This is a genomic window from Geomicrobium sp. JCM 19038, from assembly GCF_000698125.1.
GTDB lineage: Bacteria > Bacillota > Bacilli > Bacillales > Marinococcaceae > Geomicrobium_A.
This window is the reverse complement of sequence record NZ_BAXA01000001.1, coordinates 230,460-246,908: the sequence shown is the minus strand read 5'-3', so window position 1 is coordinate 246,908 and position 16,449 is coordinate 230,460. Positions and strand designations below refer to the sequence as shown.

The 16,449-nt window shown below is 40.9% G+C and carries 15 protein-coding genes, 1 pseudogene and 1 riboswitch; of the genes and pseudogenes, 8 read left to right on the top strand and 8 right to left on the bottom strand.

Features of this window, described 5'->3' with window-relative positions; all coding sequences use genetic code 11:
• Positions 1-43: 43 nt before the first annotated feature.
• Together spoIIM and JCM19038_RS01345 are read right to left on the bottom strand one after the other, a co-directional pair.
• Positions 44-691 (bottom strand): stage II sporulation protein M, encoded by a 648-nt coding sequence (spoIIM, locus tag JCM19038_RS01350; protein ID WP_042413706.1) that lies wholly within the window; start codon positions 689-691, stop codon positions 44-46.
• A gap of 51 nt (positions 692-742) precedes the next feature.
• Complete coding sequence (locus JCM19038_RS01345; RefSeq protein WP_042413703.1) at positions 743-1,291, bottom strand: NUDIX domain-containing protein; 549 nt, start codon at positions 1,289-1,291, stop codon at positions 743-745.
• A gap of 78 nt (positions 1,292-1,369) precedes the next feature.
• Between JCM19038_RS01345 and mciZ the strand changes: the two genes are divergently transcribed.
• On the top strand, positions 1,370-1,507 hold the full coding sequence (mciZ, locus tag JCM19038_RS21500; protein ID WP_081831523.1) for a Z-ring formation inhibitor MciZ: 138 nt from the start codon (positions 1,370-1,372) through the stop codon (positions 1,505-1,507).
• Between the two features lie 97 nt (positions 1,508-1,604).
• On the opposite strand, the gene JCM19038_RS01340 is transcribed toward mciZ, so the two are convergent.
• On the bottom strand, positions 1,605-2,048 hold the full coding sequence (locus JCM19038_RS01340) for a TlpA disulfide reductase family protein (protein WP_052360917.1): 444 nt from the start codon (positions 2,046-2,048) through the stop codon (positions 1,605-1,607).
• A gap of 57 nt (positions 2,049-2,105) precedes the next feature.
• On the opposite strand from JCM19038_RS01340, the gene uppP reads away from it, so the two are divergent.
• The 7 genes from uppP to JCM19038_RS01305 all read left to right on the top strand — a co-directional run bounded on the left by uppP (position 2,106) and on the right by JCM19038_RS01305 (position 9,502).
• Positions 2,106-2,927 (top strand): undecaprenyl-diphosphatase UppP, encoded by an 822-nt coding sequence (uppP, locus tag JCM19038_RS01335; RefSeq protein ID WP_042359112.1) that lies wholly within the window; start codon positions 2,106-2,108, stop codon positions 2,925-2,927.
• 192 nt (positions 2,928-3,119) lie between these two features.
• A riboswitch (purine riboswitch) is annotated at positions 3,120-3,219 on the top strand.
• Positions 3,220-3,290: 71 nt separating this feature from the next.
• On the top strand, positions 3,291-3,866 hold the full coding sequence (locus tag JCM19038_RS01330; RefSeq protein WP_042359111.1) for a xanthine phosphoribosyltransferase: 576 nt from the start codon (positions 3,291-3,293) through the stop codon (positions 3,864-3,866).
• A gap of 18 nt (positions 3,867-3,884) precedes the next feature.
• Positions 3,885-5,381 (top strand): uracil permease, encoded by a 1,497-nt coding sequence (locus JCM19038_RS01325; protein ID WP_042413701.1) that lies wholly within the window; start codon positions 3,885-3,887, stop codon positions 5,379-5,381.
• A 95-nt stretch (positions 5,382-5,476) separates the two neighbouring features.
• Positions 5,477-6,268: a carotenoid biosynthesis protein gene (locus tag JCM19038_RS01320; protein WP_052360915.1), complete on the top strand. Its 792-nt coding sequence runs from the start codon at positions 5,477-5,479 to the stop codon at positions 6,266-6,268.
• Positions 6,265-6,966 (top strand): lysophospholipid acyltransferase family protein, encoded by a 702-nt coding sequence (locus JCM19038_RS01315; RefSeq protein ID WP_042413698.1) that lies wholly within the window; start codon positions 6,265-6,267, stop codon positions 6,964-6,966. Before JCM19038_RS01320 ends, JCM19038_RS01315 begins: the two co-directional genes overlap by 4 nt.
• Positions 6,963-8,066, top strand: coding sequence for a glycosyltransferase family 2 protein (locus JCM19038_RS01310; protein ID WP_052360913.1), 1,104 nt, complete (start codon positions 6,963-6,965; stop codon positions 8,064-8,066). Before JCM19038_RS01315 ends, JCM19038_RS01310 begins: the two co-directional genes overlap by 4 nt.
• Positions 8,063-9,502, top strand: a complete 1,440-nt coding sequence (locus JCM19038_RS01305) for an NAD(P)/FAD-dependent oxidoreductase (RefSeq protein WP_042413695.1) — start codon at positions 8,063-8,065, stop codon at positions 9,500-9,502. Before JCM19038_RS01310 ends, JCM19038_RS01305 begins: the two co-directional genes overlap by 4 nt.
• Positions 9,503-9,519: 17 nt before the next feature.
• Here the strand turns inward: JCM19038_RS01305 and JCM19038_RS01300 are convergent, their stop codons facing one another.
• The 5 genes and pseudogenes from JCM19038_RS01300 to JCM19038_RS01280 form a co-directional block, all read right to left on the bottom strand.
• Complete coding sequence (locus tag JCM19038_RS01300) at positions 9,520-10,404, bottom strand: phytoene/squalene synthase family protein (protein ID WP_042413693.1); 885 nt, start codon at positions 10,402-10,404, stop codon at positions 9,520-9,522.
• Positions 10,397-11,860 (bottom strand): NAD(P)/FAD-dependent oxidoreductase, encoded by a 1,464-nt coding sequence (locus JCM19038_RS01295; RefSeq protein WP_042413690.1) that lies wholly within the window; start codon positions 11,858-11,860, stop codon positions 10,397-10,399. Before JCM19038_RS01295 ends, JCM19038_RS01300 begins: the two co-directional genes overlap by 8 nt.
• Entirely contained in the window at positions 11,857-13,356 is a 1,500-nt protein-coding gene (locus tag JCM19038_RS01290; protein WP_152549303.1) for an NAD(P)/FAD-dependent oxidoreductase, read from the bottom strand. Before JCM19038_RS01290 ends, JCM19038_RS01295 begins: the two co-directional genes overlap by 4 nt.
• A 190-nt stretch (positions 13,357-13,546) precedes the next feature.
• A pseudogene (gene asnB / locus JCM19038_RS01285) lies at positions 13,547-15,378 on the bottom strand (asparagine synthase (glutamine-hydrolyzing)).
• An 80-nt stretch (positions 15,379-15,458) separates the two neighbouring features.
• Positions 15,459-16,442 carry a class I SAM-dependent methyltransferase gene (locus JCM19038_RS01280; RefSeq protein WP_042413688.1) on the bottom strand — a complete coding sequence of 328 codons (984 nt, stop codon included), beginning with the start codon at positions 16,440-16,442 and terminating at the stop codon, positions 15,459-15,461.
• Between the last annotated feature and the right edge of the window lie 7 nt (positions 16,443-16,449).

Below are 16,449 nucleotides of genomic sequence, written 5' to 3'. Positions count from 1 at the left end.
TCGTTTTCATATAATAATTATTATAAACTAATAACCAATATAATTAAAGAACATTCTCAGTTACCCATGAAAGTAATGTAGGTGACAAAAATGCTTCAATTGCACTTGCACTTGCAAGTAAGACGACAGCAACGAGTAAAAACAAGCACATGCGAAAGAAATGCGGAAAGATTGGTTCTTGACGCTGTACTTTCATAAATTGTTGACGAATGAGACGAAACGAAAACGCCACACTCATAACAGCAACAATAATCATCACCGGCACGACGATTAAATTTTGTGGGAGTACACTAACGAGCGATAATGAAAAACCAGGTACACCCATCTGGTTAACGAGAAAACCGACGGTAAAACCGATCGCCATTCCTTTTAAAAATAATAACAATAAAATGAGTGGTGAACCAATGACGGATAATCCGAGAATAAACATCAATCCGATGTATTTCACATTATACATCAAACTCTCCCAAAACAAATCGCGATCTGCTGTCACTTGACCATCACCAACTTGTCCGAAAAACTGTTGTAAATAAATGAACAAATCGTCTTTTTGAGACAAGCTTAAACTATTAACAACAACAGCGCCAAAAATAATGCCTGTAAAAAACAACACGGCCAAAAACACATACAATGAACGGTATTCAGCAACGTGCATATATACTTGACGCTCTACAAATTGTCTAAATTTCATATAAAAAACCTCCTCATACCATTACTTGAACGTATGAGAAGGCTCATAGATTTATGACTTGTCTGCTAGATTCTGTCTGGCAAACAATTGCAATAAACTGTATGCGGTTTTTGCGTCATTGAATTTTCCTTTTAGCGCAAACTGGATCGCTTCTTCCTTTGACCACATCTCGATTTCAAGAAACTCATCTTCATCAGTATTCGCTTCACCTGTCGAAACATTTTCGGCTAGATAAATATGAATATACTCATCTGCAAAACCTGGTGACGTATAAAAACCACCAATGTCTACAAAGTGCTCCGCACTAAATCCAGTCTCTTCTTTTAGTTCACGCTTGGCTGTCTCAAGCGGCTCTTCACCCGCTTCTTTTTTTCCTGCAGGAATTTCTAGCAATGTTTGTTCACTCGCTTTACGATACTGGCGGATGAGAGGAATTGTTCCTTCAGGGGTCACTGCTAACACTGCTACAGCACCTGGATGCTTAATGACTTCTCGTTTTCCACTTGATTTATCCGGAAGCGTCACGTCGTGCAGTTCAAGCGTGATGACTTTACCTTCAAACACCGTTTCTTTCTTTACCGTTTTTTCTGTTAGGTCCATCGGCTCTCCTCCACAATACGTATAATCAATAATTCCTTTGCATATGACTGTACCACAACGGTTGTACAGGAGGTACACATGAAAATTTACGTAGATCAAGACCGTGTCATTCTACAAGGCAAAAGCTGGCAAGTTCTCCATATGATTAAACACTATGAAAAACATTTTACTACAGTAAAAGAATGGTCGGATGCGATGCAACAACTAAAGCGTTAAGCTGTTCGTTGATCAATAAATGGGGTGATTCTTCGCTCAACCATTTCGTCGGTTAACTCGCCAACAATAATATCAACAATTACGCCATTTTCATTAATTAAGTACGTCGTCGGTAATGCTTGAAGGGGATAGTTGCTAAGAAATCTCCATCATAATCCATTAATATAGGCATCTCGACTGGATGTTCATCTAAAAACTCAAACGCATTGTCAATTTGACGTTCGTATGTTGTCATGTTAACCGCTAGTACAACGACACCATCGTCTTTATATGATGTGTGCATGTCGCTCAATAACGGTAATTCTTCAATACAAGGTTCACACCAGGAAGCCCACAGATTCAAAATAACAAACTGACCTTCTTGATCTTTTAGACTCATTTTTTCGCCTTCTACATCGCCTCGTTCTAACGTAAAGTCAGGTGCTTGCATTCCTTGGTTGACACCGACGGGAGGAGACGATACATTTTCATAGATGATACTTAAACTAACAACTGCGGCAATCGCTACCGCAGCAACCGTTAACCATTTACGTATTTTCAACTTTTTCACCTCGAATTGAATACCTTTTTTTCTGTTTTGGAAGGAGAAACCATTATTATGTCTGTTTGGGAAGCGATTATTTTTGGAATTGTACAAGGTCTCACTGAGTTTTTACCGATTTCAAGTACTGCACACCTCGTCATTTTGCAATTTATTTTTGGCACGAACTTCGAAGGTCTTACGTTCGAAATCTTGCTGCACATTGCTTCAATGCTTGCGGTCGTTATCTTTTTCCGTAAAGATATTTTAGCAATTGTGACTGGATCGCTTCGGTTCATCACGGAAAGAAAAGCACAAGACAGACCAGCATTTCTATTCGCTCTTTACCTAGTAATCGCAACAGGTATTACTGGTGTGCTCGGTCTCGTGCTAGAAGATTATGCTAACCAATTTCTAAAAACACCATTTGTGTTAGGTAGTGCTTTACTATTAACGGGTATTTTCCTTCTCGTAATCGAAAGAATTAAGTACAAACATACACGTGGGATTAATGAAATGAACTTCATTGACTCCATTGTCATTGGTCTTGCGCAAACACTAGCCGTTATACCCGGAATTTCTCGTTCAGGATCAACGTTAATTACAGGTCTTGCACTTGGACTTGAAAAGAAAACAGCCGTTCGCTTTTCATTCTTGCTATCCATTCCTGTAATTTTAGGTTCATCGATTCTAGCGATTCGCGATTTAATGTCTGGAGGAATGGAAGGCGCTGGTCCATTGTCACTTATCGTAGCCTTCGTTGTTACGTTTATCTTCTCAATCATCGGTATTAAGTGGCTAATCGGCTGGCTTGAGAAAAGCAAATTATACTACTTTGCGATTTACTGCTTTGCACTTGCGATCTTCGTGTTTATTTTCTTAGATCCAACTCATGTGTAAGTACTTTTACGATAACGACCACTACGTGTCTTGTCAAAGACATACATGTGAATCTTAGATGTGTCATCAATTGTTCACACCTTACACTCTGTAAGGTGTGTTTTTGTTTTCACGCTAATCGAACTTTTATTTTGAGAGTAACTATCGATTCATCATCTATGCAAATAGTCGAACCTACGTTATAATGCGTTAATACTTGATATACAAACCGCTCGTATAATCGCAAGGATTGGCTTGCAAGTTTCTACCGGAAGACCGTAATCTTCCGACTACGAGTGAATGGTGATGCATACACTTATGCCCCACGTTCACTCGTTGTGAGCGTGGGGTTTTTAGTCGTTATTAGATTAGGGGGAGCATCACATGAGATTACTAGAAGAACGAATCGTCCAAGACGGACTTGTATTAGGATCAGGTGTTTTAAAGGTTGACACGTTTTTAAATCACCAAATAGATCCACAATTAATGGAAGAGATGGCGATTGAATGGAAAAAGCGTCTAGAAGGCGTACCTGTAACAAAAATCGTTACGATTGAATCCTCAGGAATTGCACCTGCACTTATGCTCGCAAAACTATACGGAGTTGAAATGGTTTTCGCACGTAAACAAAAGTCGATTACGATGGACGACTCTGTTTACACAGCAGATGTGTATTCATTTACAAAGCAAGTGTCACGTACGATTACAATTTCCAAGCAATTTCTCTCAAGCGATGACCATGTTGTTCTCGTTGATGACTTTTTGGCAAACGGTGAAGCTGCCCTTGGCTTATGTGATGTCGTAGAACAAGCGGGTGCTTCGGTAAGTGCCATTGCGATTGTTATTGAAAAATCCTTTCAACCCGGTCGCAAAAAGCTTGATGATCGTAACTATCGTGTAGAATCACTTGCAAGAATTGATACACTTGAGATGGACCATATTGAATTTATTCACGAATAAAACGAAGGGGTTGTTTTTTTGAAGTCGGAAACGGTCCACTATCCACTATTTAAACGGCAAGACATCGATGCATTTTTCGCGTTATTTCAAAACAACCTTGCAAACTTCGTTATTATTGCGGCGACGATGCTGACAATCGGATTTCCCGCGGACATTGTCTTTACGAAAGTGATTCCAGGGGCTGCAATTGCTGTTATTGCGGGAAACATTTATTACTCTTATCAAGCCAAGCGTCTTGCAGTGAAAGAAAACCGCTCAGACGTGACGGCTTTAGCGTATGGAATTAGTACGCCTGTTATGTTCGTTTTTCTTTTCGGAGTGCTTGCTCCTGCCTATACACTCACAGGCGGCAATGCTGAACTCGCCTTTCGCATCGGCTTAGCTGCATGTTTTATAAGTGGATTAATTGAAGTACTGATTTCCTTTAGTGGAAATTGGTTAACGAAGCACCTACCTCGACCTGCAATGCTCGGAGCTTTAGCAGGTGTTGCCCTCACGTTTATAGCAGGTGAGATGCTTTTTGAAGTGTTCGCTCTACCTGTCGTCGGTTTAGTTGCACTATTTATTATTCTTCTTGGAATTCTTGGAAAAGTAGCGTTACCATTTAATATTCCGTCTTCTTTATTCGCAATTATCGTCGGAACGATACTAGCATTCTCATTAGGAGAGATTACGTTACAAGATGTGAGCACTGCGCTCGATCAAGTTGGCTTTTATCCATTTATTCCGAGTCTAGAAGTGTTCCACGGTTTCCAAGCTTTGTTTACCGGATTTGTAGGGCTACTTGCTGTTATCTTACCGATCACGCTTTACAATGCCGTTGAAACGATGAACAACACAGCTGCCATGGCAGCTGAAGGCGATCGCTATGACGTTCGTGAATGCCAAGCTGTAGATGGTAGTGGTACGATTTTAGGTACATTTTTCGGTGGCGTTTTCCCAACAACGGTATACATCGCATCTATCGGCTCGAAATGGATGGGCGCTGGACGCGGTTATAGCTTATTAAATGGAATTGTCTTTTTTGTTGCTGCGGTTTTCGGTTTAATTGGCGCACTATCTACCATTATCCCGACTGCAGCCGTTGCACCAATCTTAGTTTTTGCAGGTGTGAGTATGGTAGCGACCGCATTCCATACGAACGCGAAGAAGTATTACCCTGCTGTCGTAATTGCCCTTCTTCCTTACGTTGCCAACTACATTATGACGCGTTTTCAAGGAGACGCAGCACATGTTATTGATGGTATTTCAACAGGGTTAACACCTCTCGGTGAAGGGGCCATGTTCACAGGAATTGTACTAGGTGCAATTACAGTATTTATTATTGATCACCGTTTTGATCAAGCTGCACTGTACGCATTCTTTGGCGCAGTACTTTCGTACTTCGGATTTACACATGCTTCAGAACTTGCATTTAACGCGGCACCACCATACACACTAGCGTATCTTGTACTCGTCGTATTGTTCGCTTTTTATAGCATTCAAGCAAGACGAAACAAAATTAAACATCTCTAACTCCATAAACCTCGAAGAGTCCGAGCGTATGTTGCGATTCTTCGAGGGTTTTGTGTTAATCTGAAGCTCTACCAATCTAAAAAGGTGTGAATTGTTTGAACTCGAAAATTGATCTGGTTACTTTTCGTCTGTTTGTCTTTTGGTATACCGTCGGCATCTTTTTACTCACGTTTGATCTTGTACCACCACCACTCGAATGGGCAAACTCAGTTTTTTTAATTTTGTGTGGGGTTCTTGGTGGCTTTTATTTTATTCGTACATACGGCATCTTCATTGGAGGCATAACTGTTACCGTTATTATGGTGTTTTCAATCGCTGCAGAAGTATTCGGAGTTAGTACAGGTCTTCTTTTTGGAGATTATGATTATAATCCAGATTTCGGGCTCGTATTTTTTAATGTACCGTTTACAATTGGCACTGCTTGGCTTATGGTAATCGCTACAACACACGCCCTCGTTTCACCGTGGTTTAGTCACGTAAAGTCCAGCGCTATTAAAGGATTCGGATACGTATTAACGGCAAGTCTTTTTGCTGTTGCCATTGACCTTGTCATTGATCCCGTCGCTTTTGAAGTGAAAACGTATTGGGAATGGGGTGGCACCGACGGATTTTATTACGGTATTCCTTTTTCTAATTTTGTTGGCTGGTTTATCGTCGCTTTTGTTCTACACAGCTTTATTTATGTACTCTTTCATCTCGCACGAGTATGGAACAAACAAGTTCACTCGTACTGGTGGCCGCGTACCGTTGCTCTCTTTTATATGATCGTTTTTATGTTTACCTTTTTATGTGCGGTCAACGGTTTATGGTTAGCCGCTATTTCAGGTGTTGTAACGATGGTTGTTGCTCGAATGATAACGAATCGTTTTAATCGGAGTCATTTATGATCAAAGCGAATAAAAGTCGTCTGTTTCATGCGATTTTTCTCCCGTTTATGTTATGGCAATGCCGTAAAAATTTTTACGGCATACACGTTTTAGATGAGCGGATCAACAAACAACCTACGTCACTTTTCGTGATGAATCATAGCAGTTGGTGGGATGGACTGCTCTGTTTTTTATTAAACGAAAAGCTGTTCAACAGTGATGCGTACATGATGATGGATGAAGAAGGCTTGCAGAAGTTTCCGTTTTTCCGACGTCTTGGTGCTTTTTCAATCGATTCCAAAGATCGAGGGAAATTGCGAACGAGTTATCGTTACACGCAATCATTGTTACAATCCAAAAAATCAGTATGGTTGTTTCCACAAGGAGAAGAACGTCATCAAGAACTGCGACCGTTAGCAGTCCAGCGTGGGGTCGTTCATTTTCATAACAAAGCACCACATGGTGAAGTTACGTTTATTAGTGCTTATTATACGTTTTTAAGGGAACAAAAGCCTGAAGTTTTTATCAACGTACAAACGTGTACCCTGACCCACTCAACCGTCGAAACATTTGAAGAACAGATGACTAGACAGCTAGATCGTCTACGCAATTCGGTGATTACAGGTGATCTTCAACAATTTGAAACGCTCGTTGCAGGAAGAAGGACGATAAGTGAATGGTTTCAGACGCTATCACGTAGATCGGAGAGAAAGCGATGATTGTCTCACTATGCTTGTTGTTAGTATTGCTCTTCGTATGGACGGTTGTAAACGGCTTATTTATGCCTCGTCTGACGTATTCAGCGAATGAGAAGAATGCGTCGTGCGTGAGTATTCTCGTGCCAATGCGTAATGAAGAGCGTAACGTAAAAACGTTATTGTCTAGTTTATACGAAGCAATGCCTGCCAATAGTGAATTGATTATTCTAGATGACCAATCAACCGACAACACACGCTCTCTTCTAGAATCAGGTTTGCAACGCTTTTCAAATGCATCGGTCATCGATGGCGCTCCCCTTCCATCTGGCTGGATCGGAAAAGTCCATGCTTGTCATCAGCTTTCAAAGAGGGCGAACGGTGACTATTTGTTGTTTTTAGATGCCGATGTAACCATCCGCCCGAAAACGATTGAAGCAAGCATTCAACTGCTACTCAAAAAACGTGCTGGATTCCTGTCAGGCTTTCCTAAGTTCATTAAGAAAGGGATTCTCGGACACTTACTTATTCCGTTGCAACACTTTCTCGTTGGTTTTCACTTGCCTCTTTATCTTGCCAATCATTCTTCCATGATAAAAGCAAGTGCTGCTCATGGGAGCTTTATGATGTTTACGAAAAGCGCATACGAAAAAGCAGGTGGACATGAAGGAGTTAGAGGTGAGATTGTAGATGACGTTGCACTCATGCGTGCTGTAAAACGAAGTGGTAACCGAGCGATATTAGCCAACATTACAGATTATGTTGACTGCTATATGTACGATACGAACCGTGAGGTATGGAATGGATTTACGAAAAACGTCTTTACAGGTATTGGTCGCTCTTATGTTCTTGCACTTGTACTTACTCTTTTTTACACGGTAACATTCATTGCTCCATTTGTTATTGCCACATATGGTGTCGTTACGTTGAACAGTTGGTTACTCCTCCCTTATGGAATTGTAGTACTCATTCGACTCGCGATCGACCTACGAGTAAAAGAATCACCACTACTTTCTTTATTTCACCCGATTGCAATCCTATGTTTACTTGCGCTATTACTACGTTCCATGTACGTAAATACACGTTCAAAAGGATACACATGGAAAGGACGGACGTATCAATGAAAAGAGTCGTTATTATTGGTGCCGGACTTGGCGGATTGTCTGCAGCCATCTATTTAAGTCGAGACGGTTATGATGTTACGGTTATAGAAAAACGCAACCAACCTGGTGGCAAGCTCCATAAGCAAACTGTCGGTGATGCGTCCTTTGACTTTGGCCCAAATACGATTACAATGCCTGACGTTTTCCAGGACGTTCTCACCTACGGCGGAGACGATGAGCCACTTCCATTCATTAAACTTCAAGATCATACGATGAATTACTTTAAAAATGGTGCACCACTACTCTTTTCAAGTGATGAACGCACGATGAAAGAACAGCTTTCTCAATCCGATTACACGGCATTTAAGCAGTACAAAAAAACAGTTGCTCGAATCTTTCACATGTCAAAAACAAACTTTTTCACCCGTAGTTTTACGAGTTGGCGTGACTATTTGAACCCTCGCTTAGCGACCGCTTTAACAGCTGTAAAGCCGTTTACAACGATGCACGCGTTCCACCGCTCATTATTTAAAGATGAGCGACTCATTCAAGCACTTGATCGTTACGCGACGTATGTTGGTTCCTCTCCTTATCAAGTACCGGCTACATTTACGATGATTGCTCATTTAGAATTTAATGATGGCGTCTATTACGTACAAGGAGGAAACACAAAGATTGCAAAACGATTAGAGTCATGTGCGAAAAATAACGGTGTGTCGTTTCACTACGGCGAAGAAGCAACCTCTCTTCGCACGCATGAGAAAAAAATCACCGAAGTTATTACACAAGCCGATCAATCTTATGCTTGTGATCATGTCATTTTAAATGGAGACTTGTTAACACAAACGAGTACGTTGTTAAAAACACCCCCTCCAGCTGATCGATCATTCACTCCGTCATCATCAGCATTTGTGATGATGTTACGAAATAACCAACCTCAGAAGAACTTGCAACATCATCACCAAGTGTACTTCGCAGATAACTATAAACGTGAGTTTCATGAGCTTTTCAAAGCAAAGCGATACGTAGATGAACCGACAATCTACATTAGCAACAGCAGTAGTACAGACCGCACTCAACGACGTCAAGGAGATAACTTATACGTACTAGTTAACGCACCTGCCTTATCAGATAGTCTCATTTACGACAGCCAAACTTACCGCTCACTCATTTTTCAGCGCTTACAAACATTTGGTGTGAATGTAGAATATGATCATCAAATGAAAACTTTCACTCCAATGGATATTGCCAAAGAGTTTGGCGCATACAAAGGCGCGATTTATGGACTCAGTTCAAATTCATTACGTCAAGCATTTCTACGTCCTTTCAACGCATCAACTACGTTTAACAACCTTACCTTTACCGGGGGCTCTACTCACCCAGGTGGCGGCTCACCACTCGTCGTTTTAAGTGGTAAACTCGCCGCTAGCCATACGAAGAAAATGACAGTGCACTAACTTGTGCACTGTCATTTTTAGCTTATTGCATTTTGAGTTCCTTCAATTTGAATTTGTTCAAGAATTAGTTTCTTTTCAGTTTGGTCGACGTACGCACGCTCATGAAATACATTGTACCCGTTGCTACGAACTTTATCGAGAATTTTCCAATACAAGTGCGCTGCGGCTTTCACTGAGTATCTTGAGTAGATAGGATAATAATGAATCGTTCGCAAAGCTTCTTCGTACAACTCATCTGCTCTAGAAGCCATTTGCTCCCAGACCATCACAAAATCTTCATTGACTGTTTTCGTTGTAATAGCTTCCATTGCCCTTGGATACATATCGAGTAATGACTGTGGCACGTACAAGCGACCAATCTCGTAATCTTCACCAATGTCTCGTAAAATGTTCGTTATTTGCATAGCAACACCAAGCGCCACCGCACCGTCTTTCATCTCTTCGTACGATCGCTTAGGCGCTAAAATTGGTTGCAACATCAACCCAACACTACCGGCTACATAATATCCATACGTTTCTGTATGGGCAAGCGTAGGAATTCGTTGTTCTTCTAAGTCAAATTGTTGACCTTGTATCATATCTAAAAACGGTTCATGCCTCATCGTAAATGACTGAAAAACGTCTTCCAATGCGATCCAAATGTAGGCCGTTTCCTCTTTGTGCTCAACATGTCGTTGATTGTTTTCTAAGAACAACTGAAATTCCCGTTCAAATTCAAGTAGTTGCTCTTTAGGGTTTGCTCCTTCATCAACAATGTCATCGACGTATCTACAAAACGCATAAACGGCCCAAACCGCTTGTCGATTTGCCGTCGGTAAAGATTGAAAAGCTTTCGAAAACGTCTTACTATGTTTATCAATTTGAGTTTTACAACACTGATACGCTTCTCGTTTACTAAGCATGTGATCGCCGCTCCTTCATTTCCTTTGTTAGCAGATAATCTACGAGTAGTTGAGCGCCTTGCATGACAATTGGTATGCCGCCTCCTGGATGAATAGACGCACCAACGGCATAGACATTTTTGTAGGCGTACGGTTGGAACTGAGGACGAAATACACCCGATTGCTTATATGATGGAGCAATTCCAAAGCTCCCTCCTGCAAACAGCCCTTCTAAAGCAGCGTCTTGTGGTGTTTTCACTTCAAGCCATTCAATTCGCTCCCGTAAGCCTTCGTACTGTTGCTCAGCACGTTGCAATACTCGTTCGACATACTCTGCTTCATTGTCTAACGTCTCATTAACTGGTGCAGGTACAAGAAAATAAAGAACACTTTTCCCAGCTGGTGCCAACGTGTCGTCAATCATCGATGGATTAAACAGATAAAATGAAGGATTGTTATGCCATTTTTTCTCCTTAAAAACATCATTCATGTGTTGCTCATGTTCATTACTCATAAAGAATTGGTGAATATTCTGTTCGTCATACGCACCGTGAACCCCTGCATAAATGAGCAAACAACCAGAAGATGGTTCATAGGTTCTCTTCGTCTTATGCGTTGTAAATAAACGGTCCATCATCGGCAAATCACCATTGACGATCACTTCGTCAAAGTGTTGTAAACCCCCATGCTCATCAACAATGCCTGTCGCAACATTTCCTTCTGTGATTACTTCTTCGACCGCTGTTTTAAGCTTAATCGTAACGCCTCTGCGTTCTAATTCTTTCTGTAAGATCTGTGCTAACTTGGCGTATCCACCTCTCACATACCAAATCCCGTCAGCATGTTCACTGTATGGAATTAATGAATAAAGAGCCGGCGTTGCTTTAGGATTGCCACCGATATATAGGGATTGAAAACTGAACGCTTCTTGTAATCGTTTAGATTTAAAATACCGAGACGTCGTTTTAGTCATTGACTCATAAACATGCATTTTTAAAAGTTTTCTCGTATTTTCTAACGTGAAAAATTGCTTGCGATCGACAAAAGCCCGGTCTAAAAACGCTTCTTTTCCGGAATTAAAGTTCTCTTTCATGACCGTCATGTATTTTTTGTAGCCTTCTTCTTCACCTGGATAATGACGCTTGATTTCTTCCATTTGTAACTGCTCGTCGCTCCATTTATAAAACGTTTGACCGTCTTCATAATGCAAGGCATACAATGGATCGCAGCGGAGCATATCAAGTTGCTCACAATCAATGCCTGCACTTTCTAACAATGAAATTAATAAGTTCGGTAAAAGAACGATGGTGGGACCTTCATCAACTTTATATCCATCGCGCTCTTTATAACGTAACCTGCCGCCTAGTCGTTCGTCTTTTTCGTAAATCGTAATCGTACGCGTTGTGAGGTCTTCTTTCGTGAGGTTTAAAGCGGTCATCATACCACCGATTCCACCACCGATAATGGCTGTTTTCAAATTGAATCCCTCAACCTTCCATATGTTTTTTCAATGGCTTTCGCCGTGATGCGAGCAGATTCATAAATAGTCGGAAGTCCACTTCCAGGGTGAGTTCCTCCCCCTACTAGCCAACAATTATCAACGTCTTGGAATCGATTGTGGGGTCTAAAATACATCATTTGACTCAACTGATGCCCGAGATTAAACGTTGCACCTTCATACACATTCATCTCCTGCTCCCAATCCTTTGGCGTATAGATCGATAACACATCTATATCCGATTCTGAAAACGTGAAGTTTGTTTTTTGTTGCATTTTCTCGATCAGGTGATTGCTGTATGCGTTTTTTTCTTTGCTCCAATCAATTTGACTACGATTGTTCGGAACAGGAGCAAGCACGTATAGACTCGTTTGCCCATTTTTATCGACACTACTGTCGGAAACAGACGGATGATGTACATAAAACGATGGATCTTTAGAGAGTACGAGTTTCTCACTAATCTCTTCCACGTTCTTTTTGTAGTCATTTGCAAAGTAAATATTATGGTGGTTCGCATCAAACGTTTTCTTTACGCCAAGATAGAGCATAAATGATGAACAAGATAACTGCTTATTCTTAAGCTTACGTGGTGTCCAACGATTTAAGTCTTCTTCTTCAAACAATTCAGTAATGGCATGTCCGAAATCTGCATTTACAATGACTTGGTCGTAATGGAAAGCTTCTCCTGACGAAAGGGAAATGCCAATCGCTTTCTTATTCTTCGTCATCACTTTACTTACTTCTGTATGTGTAAATACATTGCCACCATTTTCTTCAATAATCGTTTTCATTGCATTCGCAATCGACTGAAATCCCCCGATTGGATAGTAAACACCATATCGATGTTCCATATAGGATAAGATGCTAAAAGCGCCAGGGCATTTCCAAGGAGACATGCCAAGGTACTTTGATTGAAATGTAAACGATAACTTTAATCGCTCGTCTTTGAAAAATCGTGATAGTTCATCGTAAAGTGATCGACCGATCGATAAGTTAGGCAACGCTTTAATGGCTCTTTTACTTACGTAATCACGCAACTGACGATGTTCCGTTTGAAGTACCGGTAACAACCGATCCCACTTCTTCCCTGTCTCTTTCATAAAACGATCATAACCGATTTCTTCTCCAGGAAACGCTTCTGCAATACGCTTTCTCGTAAGAGTCGGATCACTTGATGGTTGAAACGTCAAATCAGGGAAAATCAAATCGTACATAGGATCGACGCGTTCTAATTGGACGTAATCACTGAACACTCGTCCTGATGATGCGAACAACTCTTCTAAAATGAATGGCATCGATAGGAATGTTGGTCCTCGTTCAAATCGATAATCATCTATTGTAAAGTTCGAAGCTCTTCCCCCCACGACTCCATGCTTTTCAAAAACGTCTACGTGATATCCCCAACTTGATAACATCATCGCTACTGCTAATCCTCCAGGTCCAGCACCAACGACTGCAATACGCTTGTTATTCAATCTTTCCTCCTCTGTCGTACCTTTTGAACTACAACGATGTACTTGTATTGCATTTACAAGTTATTACCCGAACAACGAGCATAACAAACCTTTATACGAGAAAACCGTTCATCAAAACACAATTTTCGACTTAAAATTAAAATGAAGCCATTAAACAATCGGGTTTAATGGCTTCATTTTTCGTTCGTTACTACTTTATTTGCACGTTGTATGATTCTAACCAATAGTTAAACTGCCATAAATAGGCTAACAATTGAGGACCGCTCATTAATTGACCGAAAAACGGTGTATCAATACTTTTCGCTTTTGAATCCACTAACGATTTGTATTGATCATAATCAATGATCTCATGAATCGGTGCATTGCGATCTGCTAACACGTCCTTTGACATTTGAACCATTTGCTCTGTATAGTCTGGATGATGGGTTTTCGGATACGGGCTTTTTTTACGGTATAACACGTCGTGAGGCAAGACACCTTCTAACGCTTTTCGTAATAAACCTTTCTCACGATCTTTATACCGCTTCATTTCCCAAGGAACGTTCCAGACATATTCTACAAGGCGATGATCAGCAAAGGGTACACGTACTTCAAGACTCGCTGCCATACTCATGCGATCTTTACGATCAAGTAATGTTGTCATAAACCAAATCATATTCAGATAAAACATTTGTCTACGCTTTTGTTCTTCTGCATTTTCGCCAGTCAATTCGGGTGTTTCTTTAATTGTCTCATCATAACGAAGCTTTGCGTAATCTTTTAAGGACAATTGCTTCTTCCAATTCGCATGCAGTAAATTTTGGCGTAAATCAAGAGAAGACATCCAAGGAAAGAACGGGCGCTCGAGCAATTCCTTTTTATAAAACCACGGATAGCCACCGAAGATTTCATCTGCGCACTCTCCAGATAAAGCGACTGTTGCTTGTTTTTTGATTTCTTTAGAAAACCAAAGTAACGAGCTATCAATATCCGCCATACCAGGTAAGTCTCTTGCTTTTACAGCATTTTTTAACATGTCTTTTAATGTTGTAATCTTAATAACTTTCTCGTGATGAACGGTTCCAAATTGTTGTGTCATTAATTTAATAAAGGCTTGATCATCATCGGGTTGAAAGTCATTTTTTTTGAAGTACGTTTGATTGTCTTCGTAATCAATCGAAAACGTATGCAGTCGTTCATCTTCGCCAAATTGTTTCGCCGCAAATGCGGTCAACGCACTTGAATCAAGACCACCAGATAAAAATGTTGCCACAGGCACATCAGAGACGAGTTGTCGATTGACGGTGTCTTCTAATAAGTCATGAATCTTAAGCGCCGTATCTTCAACATTGTCTGTATGCTCTTTACTTTCCACTTGCCAATAGCGCCATACACGTAGTCCGTTTTTATCAAAACGTAAGGCGTGTGCAGGGCGTAAGTCTTTCACTCCTTTAAACACACCAAAGCCTGGTGTTCTTGAAGGAGAAAGCGTCATAACTTCTGTCAGACCTTCCTCATCAATTACTGCACTCGTATCACGATGGCTTAAAATCGCTTTTAGTTCTGAACCGAAAATAAGCCGTGCTCAGTCGGTGTATAAAAAAACGGTTTAACGCCTAGACGATCCCGCGCTGCAAATAACGCCTCACCGTCCCAAATCACAAACGCAAAGATTCCGTTGAATCGTTCAATACACGCTTCTCCTTCAACTAAATACGCATAAAGGAGTACTTCAGTATCTGAATGGGTTGTAAACGTAACCCCTTTAGAAAGAAGAGACTGTCGAATCTCCTCTGTATTATACAATTCACCATTGTAAACAATGGTCGCTGTTTTCTCTTTATATGTCCTAGTCATCGGTTGCCCGCCTCGACTCGGATCAATTACAGCTAATCGAGTGTGTCCGAATGCGACCCGTTCATCGACAAACGTCGTTTGTGCATCTGGACCACGATGATCAAGTGAATGGGTCATCGCTTCTATTTGTCGCTGCTCGCCACGCAAATCACGCTTCCAATCTAACCAGCCTGTTATGCCGCACATGTTCATCCTCCCTTTCAAGGAATGTGCATACTCCACTCTCTTACACTATGCATAAACAGGCGAATACGTCATTATTGATCTTACTTTACGAGGTGGAAAAAATGCCAGCCTCCTTCTCTAATGAGCGGCGTTGACGTTTTGATTTTGAACTGATGCATTTTAGCGAGCTTTTTTATTTCTTTTTCTGTTGGTAGTGGTTGCATATCTTCATGGCCACACATGAACGAATTAAATGCTGCAGGGAACTCTCTGCCTTTCCCATGATTCGCAAGGGGCGTAATCATCGTAAAATGCCCGTTTTCGCGTAAACTTTGATACACGTAGTCAAAGATTTTTGACCGTTCACCATTTGAAAAATAATACAACGCATTGTTTAACATAACTAAATCTAGCTTCTCAAAAAGATGACCTTGGCTTAAAATATCGTCTTGTCTAAACGTAATTTGATTCGATTGATTACGATTCTGCGCTTCTTTCACGAGCTTTTCTTCTTTGTCAATTCCAATTAAATTAGCATCAGGATGATCTTTAGCAATTCGTTTTAAATAACCACCGTATCCCGAACCTAAGTCGAGAATATGCTTCGCCTTCGTTTTTTTGATCACGCGATTCACTTTCGGGTATGAAATTCCCTCAATGAGTGACGACGTTTCAGCGACCATATGACTCATGTTATCCTCTTGTTCCCGTGGTTCAAGAGCAAGCTTTTGATCATAATGAAGTAACGTCGGGATGTGTAATGTCATCATTTCTTCAAGTAACACACCGACTGACTTTGGATCTTGACTCGACATTTGCTTTTGAATTGCTTTAACACTTTGTATACGCTTGCCACGCTTTTGCTTTAAATGACCAACAGCAAGTCCTGTATCGATCCAGGCGTTTAATAGTTCTTCATTTAAACCCTCTTGCTCGGCAAGGTCACTTGCTTTCATCGGTTTTTTTAACGTATCAAAAAGTCCATGACGATAGCCGATAAACGCGTGCCACGTCGGTAAGAACGCTTCATTTGATTTCATCCACTTTCTAGCGTAGTTCATGCGAGATAATTCCGATAATAGCATTGTCGTT